Below are 1730 nucleotides of genomic sequence, written 5' to 3'. Positions count from 1 at the left end.
GGCCAGTCCGTCCAGGTGGAGGGCGCGCGTGGCGAGGGCCAGCGCACCGATCGACAGCGACGCCGTGACGAGCGCGGGCAGCGCGAGCCACCGCCCGAGCAGGCACGTCGCGGCGACGAGCACGCCCAACGGGAGTGCCGCGACCGGGGCCAAGGCCATCGACCAGGCGCCGACCCGGCGCGTGGGCGGGGGGATGTGGCCGACGGGGATCATCGTGAGCGTCCCGACGGCCAGCCTCAGCCCGCCCCAGGCAGCATTCATCGCGGGGACTCCCTCAGGCCTGGGGGAGCAGGGCGGACACGGCGGGACCGATGACCGTGACGGCGGGGGCGCCGATGTCCTCGGCGGCCGCTGCGGCGGGCAACGTGGCGAGGTCGCCGCGGACCAGGCGTTGCGAGGGCATTCCCCCGTCGGCGATGGAGGCCGCCGGCGTCGCCGGGTCCAGGCCGGCCCGGAGGAGGCGTGCAGTGATCTCGGGCAGGGCCGCGACCCCCATGAGGATGACGATGGTCAGACCGAGCCGGGCCAGGGCATCCCAGTCGATGTCGCTGCGCGGGTCCTCCGGGGTGACATGGCCCGAGACGACGACGAAGCCCTGGGTGAGGCTGCGGTGGGTCAGCGGGATGCCGGCCAGGGCCGGCACGGCGATGGAGGAGGAGACTCCCGGCACCACCTCGACCGGGATGCCGGCCTCGACGCAGGCATTCCACTCCTCGCCGCCGCGACCGAAGACGAAGTTGTCACCGCCCTTGAGGCGCACGACGCGGCGCCCGGCGAGCGCGCGGTCGACGAGGATGGCGTTGATCTGCTCCTGGGGCGTGAACTCCCCGCGCGGGATCTTGCCGACGTGGACGACTTCGGCGCCGGGCTTGGCCTGCTCCAGTGCCGCCAGGGGGGCGAGCCGGTCACAGACGAGGACGTCGGCAGTGCGAACGGCCTCCAGTCCCGCGATCGTGAGCAGGCCGAGGGGGCCGGGGCCGCCGCCGACGAGGACGACCCGGCCGGTGGTTCGGTCGGTCGTCGCGGTCGCCGCGGCGCGCAGCGGGTCGCGCAGGACGATGTCATAGCGCCCGGTGTCGAGGTCGTCCTCGGTGTGCAGGGTGATGAGGCGGCGACCGGCCAGGTCGACGAGTCGGGCATCGGGTGCCGGGCTCTGGACGTCGACGCGTGCGCCCTGGTCGAGGAGCGACTGGACCGTCTCGGACGCGCGCGGACCCGGCTCCACGACCAGGACGTGGGGCGCGGAGCCATCGGGGAGGGGGAGGCGCAGGGTCATGCGGTGAGCTCTCTGCGGGGTGGAGCAGATCGGTCAGTGGGGTGGGCCGAGGCGGTCACCATGGAGGCCCCGGGGTGGCCGACCGCTGACGCACGGGCAGCAAGGTTCCCGAGGACGGGCTGCAGCTCGCGCAGGAGTCCATCGGTCGTGTGCGGATCGCGCACGGCGATGCGGACCCAGTCAGCCCCGAGGCCGGGGAAGCTGTCGCCGCGCCGCACGGCATACCCACGCTCACGCAGCACCGTGTGGATGCCGGGACCGACCCGGACGAGGACGAAGGGCGCCGCGCCCGCCACCGGGTCGAGGCCCAAGGCCTGCAGTCCGCGCACGAGATGACGTCGCCACCCGGCGGCCTCGCGCGCCAGCTCCGCCTCTTCCGCGCGGGCCGCGGGGGCGCAGACGGCGACGCTGGCCCGGGCGGCCAGCGAGGACACCGACCAGTGTGGCTGGGGGG

Annotated in this window: 3 protein-coding genes; all 3 read right to left on the bottom strand. The window is 74.9% G+C overall.

Features of this window, described 5'->3' with window-relative positions:
- On the bottom strand, nucleotides 1-261 hold a 261-nt coding region (locus BN10_RS02970; protein WP_040750864.1), incomplete at its 3' end, for an adenosylcobinamide-GDP ribazoletransferase.
- Between the two features lie 13 nt (nucleotides 262-274).
- Nucleotides 275-1276: a uroporphyrinogen-III C-methyltransferase gene (gene cobA, locus BN10_RS02965; RefSeq protein ID WP_010849677.1), complete on the bottom strand. Its 1002-nt coding sequence runs from the start codon at nucleotides 1274-1276 to the stop codon at nucleotides 275-277.
- Nucleotides 1273-1730, bottom strand: a 458-nt coding sequence (locus BN10_RS17175; protein ID WP_233354250.1) for an aminotransferase class I/II-fold pyridoxal phosphate-dependent enzyme, incomplete at its 5' end; no start/stop codon positions are given. The genes cobA and BN10_RS17175, both read right to left, overlap by 4 nt.

Origin of the sequence: Phycicoccus elongatus Lp2 (assembly GCF_000367525.1) — a bacterium.
GTDB lineage: Bacteria > Actinomycetota > Actinomycetes > Actinomycetales > Dermatophilaceae > Phycicoccus_A > Phycicoccus_A elongatus.
Note: the sequence above shows the minus strand (reverse complement) of the source record. Positions and strands in the feature narration are given on the sequence as shown.

Excerpts from the sequence above, each read along its gene's own strand:
- cobA (WP_010849677.1), bottom strand. The coding sequence starts at position 1,276 with ATGACCCTGCGCCTCCCCCTCCCCGATGGCTCCGCGCCCCACGTCCTG.